Here is a 6,295-nt window from a genome sequence, read left to right as displayed (position 1 = left end):
GTTTATTCCGTGGTTTAGCTGGGCCAATCGTGGCGAAGGTGAAATGCGGATTTGGGTCGACGAGGCGTAACATAAAAATGCCGGATGGCGGCTACGCCTTATCCGGCCTACAACGATGGTGGACTGTAGGCCGGATAAGACGCAAAGCGTCGCCATCCGGCATGCCCTGACTTACCCTTCGTTGTGCATCTCGAGGTTTTCCGCTTCATTCTGACGCAATACCGCTTTAGCGTCATCATTGCGCAGGGAATCGAGGAAATCGAGGTACTGTTGGTCAACGTCTTTGGTGACGTACACGCCGTTGAACACGGAACATTCAAACTGCTGAATATCCGGATTCTCTGCGCGGACGGCTTCGATCAGATCGTTCAGATCCTGGAAGATAAGACCGTCAGCGCCGATGATTTGGCGGATCTCGTCAACTTCGCGGCCATGAGCGATCAGCTCCGTCGCCGTGGGCATATCAATACCATAGACGTTCGGGAAGCGTATTTCCGGTGCCGCAGAGGCCAGGTACACTTTCTTCGCCCCGGCTTCACGCGCCATCTCAATAATTTGTTCAGAGGTGGTCCCGCGCACGATGGAATCGTCTACCAACAGCACGTTCTTATCGCGGAATTCAGCACGGTTGGCATTCAGCTTACGACGCACGGATTTACGACGCAGTTGCTGACCCGGCATGATAAAGGTACGGCCGACGTAACGGTTTTTCACAAAGCCCTGACGGTACGGTTTACCGAGAATCCGGGCAATTTCCAGCGCGATATCGCACGAGGTTTCCGGAATAGGGATCACCACATCGATGTCCAGATCTTCCCACTCACGAGCAATTTTTTCGCCAAGCTTGGTGCCCATATTCACGCGGGCGCTGTAGACGGAAATCTTGTCGATGAACGAATCAGGACGCGCAAAGTAAACGTACTCAAACAGGCACGGGTTGCTGACCGGATTATCCGCACACTGACGGGTAAACAAATTGCCTTTTTCAGTGATATAGACCGCTTCACCGGGCGCAACGTCGCGCAGGAATTCAAAGCCAAGGGTATCCAGCGCCACGCTTTCAGAAGCCACCATATACTCGGTGCGGCCATCACCAATATCGCGTTTACCCAGCACCAACGGACGGATACCGTTAGGGTCGCGGAAGGCAACCATACCGTGGCCGATAATCATTGCTACACAGGCATAGGCACCACGGATCTGGCGGTTCGTCGCGGCGATCGCGGCAAAAATATTGTCCGCTTCCAGCGGGTAGTGGCGGAAGTTATCCAGCTCACTGGCGAAAATATTCAGCAGGATTTCTGAATCGGAAGTGGTGTTGATGTGGCGGCGCTTTTCTTCAAACAGCTTTTTACGCAGCTCATGGGCGTTGGTCAAGTTGCCGTTGTGGGCAAGCGTGATACCGTACGGTGAGTTGACATAAAAAGGTTGAGCTTCGGAGGCGCTGGAGCTGCCAGCTGTTGGATAACGCACATGACCGATGCCCATATTGCCCTGCAAACGCTGCATATGGCGAGCTTCAAAAATGTCGCTCACCATGCCGTTCGCTTTTCGCAAGCGGAAGCAGTTGTTGGCATCAATGGTGATGATGCCAGCGGCATCCTGGCCACGATGCTGGAGCACCGTTAACGCGTCATAAATCGACTGGTTTACCGGCATAACACCGGCGATACCGACAATACCGCACATACGTCTTTTCCTCGTTCAGCAACGACCCAAAATTTATACTTTGGGCAAGAAACTTGACGAGCTTTGCAGATAGTCAAAGAACCATCTGATGATGAAACTGAACTGCGGGATCAGCTGCGACTTACTCCAGTCTTCACTTTTCGACACACCGGTAAACGTATCGAGAAAGAACAGTATGGCGGCGACGATCAACGCTCCGCGCAAAGCACCGAAGCAGATCCCCAACACCCTGTCGGTACCCGACAGACCTGTTTTCTCCACCAGTTGGCCTATCACAAAGTTAACGATAGCGCCGACGATAAGTGTCGCGATAAACAGTATCGCGATAGCAATCCCATTTCGAACCAGTTCGTCTTCAAAGCCCGTAAACCAGACAGACAGGTAAGTGTAGTAATGGCTGGCGACAAAGAAAGCACAACCCCAAGTCACCAACGATAATGCTTCACGAACAAAGCCACGGATCAGGCTAACCAGACAGGAAAAACCAATCACCGCGATAATGGCGTAATCAATCCAGACCATATATGTCCCACGATTTTACGCCCTGTCGTCCTGTTCGGGGCGCATTCTAACAGAAAAAGAAAACGTTTGCGTAGGGATTTCCTTTCCACGCGTAAATAAAAATGGCGCTGAAAAAATCTTCAACGCCATCTAACTTTTTGCCTCTTTGGGCACTGCCGGATGGCGGTGTAAACACCTTATCCGGCCTACCTAAGCGTAGCGCCGTAGAGCGCAGCGCCATCAGGCAACGTCCCCTTAATTAGGGGTATACCCCATCACGACCCCACTCAAGCCGGAGATCTTCTGCAGTTCGCCAAGCGAATTTTTCAGCTTATCTCTGGAGGCGTCAGGCCCAACGAGAATACGGGTTATTTTACCCTGTACCGGCGTGGACGGGGAAGTAAATACCCGGAAACCCGCACCGCGAAGTTTACCCACGATCTCATTGACCTTGTCCGCATTTTTCAGCGCACCCAGTTGCACAACATACGCTTTGCCGGTCGGTGCCGGCGCTTCTGCGACAACCGGTTTCGGTGCAGGTGCAGGGGCGGCCGGTGTTGGCACTGGCGTCGCAACAACAGGTTGTGGCTTCGGTTTAGGTTTAGGTTGCTCGACCGGAGCAGGAATAGGATCAAACTCCGCGCCGTTAGCCACCGGCAGGCGCGACGGATCCAACGACGGCGCGGCAGCATCGCCCGCACGCACCTCTTCTGCTGCACCTTCCGGCGGCTGCGTCGGCAGCGCCTGCGTGGCAGCAGGCATCATATCCGGTTCATCGCGGTCACCAGGTTTTGGCACCAACGGAATGGCCGCGAACTCATCCTGATAATGTTTTTTCTGCCCGTCAAGCAGCCCAGGAAGCACAATCACCCCAAGCGCAACCAGCACAATTGTGCCGACTAATCGATTCTGAAACTTACTCGCCACCGCTTCTCCCCACGTCTATCACTTCCATGACATGTGCGACAGTGTGAAACGATCCACACACCAACACGGTATCTTCTGGTTTTGCATCTGCCAACGCCGCACGCCATGCCTGCGCCACGCTATCATAGGCTTCACCTGTTCCCAGATGTTCCAGCAGTTGTTCTGCCGTCGCGCCTCGCGGCCCTTCCAGGGGCGCACAATACCACGCGTTTACCACACTTTTCAGCCAGGCCAGCGTACCGGCAATGTCTTTATCATGTAGCATACCGATAACCGCAAGCACGCGCCCGTTTTTCACTAACTTTTTCAGACGCCCGGTCAGATATTCTGCTGCATGAGGGTTATGTGCGACATCAAAAATAACGCGCGGCGATTCGCTCACAATCTGGAAACGCCCCGGTAAAATGGCCTGCTCAATCCCCTCACGAATCGCTTGCTCGCTAACATCAAGTCCGCTTGCCCGTAGCGCAGCCAACGCCGTGGCGGCATTCGGTTGCGGCACCTGAGGTAACGGAAGATGCATCAGCGTACCGTGACTGTCGGTAAAGGACCAGTCGCTTTCCGTCACCGTATAGCGCCAGTCGACGCCACAGCGCTGCAAAATAGCCCCGGTCTCTTGTGCCACATCGGCAATGGTGTAAGGCATTTCCGGTTCACCGACAATGGCCGGTTTTTCAGCGCGGAAGATCCCGGCCTTCTCACGACCAATGCTTTCGCGATCCGGCCCCAGCCAGTCAGTATGGTCAAGTGCAATACTGGTGACTACGGCGACATCAGCATCAACGATATTGGTAGCATCAAGGCGCCCGCCCAGGCCGACTTCCAGAATCACCACATCAAGCTTAGCCTGCTTAAATAACCACAGCGCCGACAGCGTACCGTATTCAAAATAGCTCAGCGAAATATCACCGCGTGCGGCTTCAATCTCGGCAAACGAGGCAGTATGGGCAGATTCCGCGAGTTCACGCCCCTGCACGCGAACACGTTCCGTGTAGCGCACCAGATGAGGAGAACTGTATACCCCGACTTTATATCCCGCCGCGGTCAGTACGGATTCCAGCGTACGGCAGGTTGTACCCTTACCGTTGGTGCCTGCCACCGTGAAAACAAACGGCGCGGGTTTCAGCACACCCAGATTTCGTGCAACCTGGCTGACGCGCTCGAGGCCGAGATCGATGGTTTTACTGTGCAGGTTTTCCAGATAAGAAAGCCACGACGCCAGGGGCGACGCGGCTTGGGGAATACGTTTATTGTCCATGATGCCTGTCAATTCGTCACGTTAATAAAAGCAAAAGGGCAGCGCCAACCGGCCTGCCCTTTTCTACTCGTCGTCTTTCACGTTGCAGGCGCGTTGGCTGTGCTCGCTCCCCCGAATCACTTAGCGGTGTAAGCTCATCGGGAATCACTCACCGTCTTCCTGCGACGCGAAATCCATAGAGTCCGTTATCAGGCCTCTGATTCCTGATCGGGTACCGGAGGTACCACTACGCCTTCAGTCGGCTCATCCGGATTCGGCGCCGGAAGATTCATCAGCTTCGCCAGAACGCTCGCCAGTTTCAGGCGCATTTCCGGACGGCGGACGATCATATCGATAGCGCCTTTTTCAATCAGGAATTCACTGCGCTGGAATCCCGGCGGCAGTTTTTCACGTACGGTTTGCTCGATAACACGTGGACCGGCAAAGCCAATCAGTGCTTTCGGTTCAGCAATGTTGAGGTCGCCCAGCATCGCGAAACTTGCGGAAACACCGCCCATGGTTGGGTCAGTCAGTACAGAGATATATGGTAAACCGCGTTCCTGCATTTTTGCCAGCGCCGCAGAGGTTTTAGCCATCTGCATCAGCGACATCAGCGCTTCCTGCATGCGCGCCCCGCCGGAAGCGGAGAAGCAGATCAGCGGACAATTGTCTTCCAGCGCCTGCTCAACGGCACGAACAAAACGTGCGCCAACCACAGAGCCCATGGAGCCGCCCATAAACGCGAACTCGAATGCGGCTGCAACGACCGGCATACCGTGAAGCGTGCCTTTCATTACTACCAGCGCATCTTTTTCGCCGGTTTCTTTCTGCGCAGAAGCCAGTCTGTCTTTGTACTTCTTGGAGTCACGAAACTTCAGCAGGTCTTTCGGCTCAAGCTCGCTACCCAACTCCACAAGAGAACCTTCATCTAACAGGCTATGCAGGCGATTGCGCGCCGACATGCGCATATGATGGTCACACTTCGGACAGACCTCAAGATTACGTTCCAGCTCAGCACGGTATAATACCTGACCGCAGCTATCACACTTGGTCCACACCCCTTCAGGAATGCTTGCCTTGCGGGTGGGAGTAATATTGCTTTTAATTCGTTCAATCCAGCTCATTGGTGACCTTTCTGCCTGAACCTTAGTCAGCTTTGTTATAAGGGGCGCATAATGCCATTTTTGCCCCCAACAGACCATGAATGTTGCACATTAAAACATAACAGCCCGAAACTTTGGACAAAAAAGTGGTCGAACCGCTGAGTTACTTTCTATTTTTGCGCCCTTGATGCTGCGCGTTTGTGCCGAATCACTTCGATAACACCAGGCAATACGGAGAGGACGATAATCGCCACAATCAATAATTTCAGGTTTTCCTGCACCACCGGCAGATCGCCAAACAGATAGCCTGCATAGGTGAACAGTAATACCCACAGCAGCGCGCCCGCTACGTTAAACAGTGCAAAATGACGGTAGGACATGTGTCCCATACCGGCAACAAACGGTGCAAATGTGCGTACGATAGGGACAAAACGCGCCAGAATAATGGTTTTACCGCCATGACGCTCATAGAACGCGTGGGTTTTATCCAGATAGCTGCGACGGAAAATTTTCGAGTTCGGATTGCTGAACAGCCTTTCGCCGAACACCCGACCGATAGTGTAGTTCACCGCATCGCCCACGATTGCCGCCACGATCATTAACGCCACCATCAGATGGACATTTAAATCATTAGTGGGCAATGCAGAAAGCGCGCCTGCGACAAACAGCAGCGAATCTCCCGGCAGGAACGGCGTAACCACCAGTCCGGTTTCACAGAACAGGATCAGAAACAGAATGGCATATACCCAGACACCGTATTCCGCGACCAACTCCGCCAGGTGCACATCAATGTGCAGGATAAAATCAATAAGAAAGTAAATCAGTTCCATAGTATGCC

The 6,295-nt window shown here is 53.5% G+C and carries 7 protein-coding genes; 1 reads left to right on the top strand and 6 read right to left on the bottom strand.

Translation table 11 applies throughout. From position 1 onward, the window contains the following. The coding region (locus tag FDW95_RS23455; RefSeq protein ID WP_249358908.1) for a hypothetical protein at positions 1-70 on the top strand (70 nt) is incomplete at its 5' end. Positions 71-171: 101 nt separating this feature from the next. Here FDW95_RS23455 and purF read toward each other — a convergent pair. From purF to FDW95_RS03645, 6 genes are all read right to left on the bottom strand, one after another. After that, complete coding sequence (gene purF / locus FDW95_RS03670) at positions 172-1,689, bottom strand: amidophosphoribosyltransferase (protein ID WP_096756346.1); 1,518 nt, start codon at positions 1,687-1,689, stop codon at positions 172-174. Between the two features lie 33 nt (positions 1,690-1,722). Then, positions 1,723-2,211, bottom strand: coding sequence for a colicin V production protein (gene cvpA, locus FDW95_RS03665; RefSeq protein WP_096756345.1), 489 nt, complete (start codon positions 2,209-2,211; stop codon positions 1,723-1,725). Between the two features lie 234 nt (positions 2,212-2,445). Beyond that, positions 2,446-3,117: a cell division protein DedD gene (gene dedD, locus FDW95_RS03660; RefSeq protein WP_115257896.1), complete on the bottom strand. Its 672-nt coding sequence runs from the start codon at positions 3,115-3,117 to the stop codon at positions 2,446-2,448. Further along, a complete protein-coding gene (gene folC / locus FDW95_RS03655; RefSeq protein WP_115257895.1) occupies positions 3,107-4,375 on the bottom strand; it encodes a bifunctional tetrahydrofolate synthase/dihydrofolate synthase in 1,269 nt (422 codons plus the stop codon). Before folC ends, dedD begins: the two co-directional genes overlap by 11 nt. A gap of 188 nt (positions 4,376-4,563) precedes the next feature. After that, the gene (accD, locus tag FDW95_RS03650; protein ID WP_096756342.1) at positions 4,564-5,478 is read right to left on the bottom strand and encodes an acetyl-CoA carboxylase, carboxyltransferase subunit beta; all 915 of its coding nucleotides are present in this window, start codon (positions 5,476-5,478) and stop codon (positions 4,564-4,566) included. A gap of 149 nt (positions 5,479-5,627) precedes the next feature. Further along, complete coding sequence (locus FDW95_RS03645) at positions 5,628-6,287, bottom strand: DedA family protein (RefSeq protein ID WP_096756341.1); 660 nt, start codon at positions 6,285-6,287, stop codon at positions 5,628-5,630. Positions 6,288-6,295 lie beyond the last annotated feature (8 nt).

Source organism: Citrobacter sp. wls718 (assembly GCF_005280945.1).
GTDB classification, from domain to species: Bacteria; Pseudomonadota; Gammaproteobacteria; order Enterobacterales; family Enterobacteriaceae; genus Citrobacter; species Citrobacter gillenii.
Note: the sequence above shows the minus strand (reverse complement) of the source record. Positions and strands in the feature narration are given on the sequence as shown.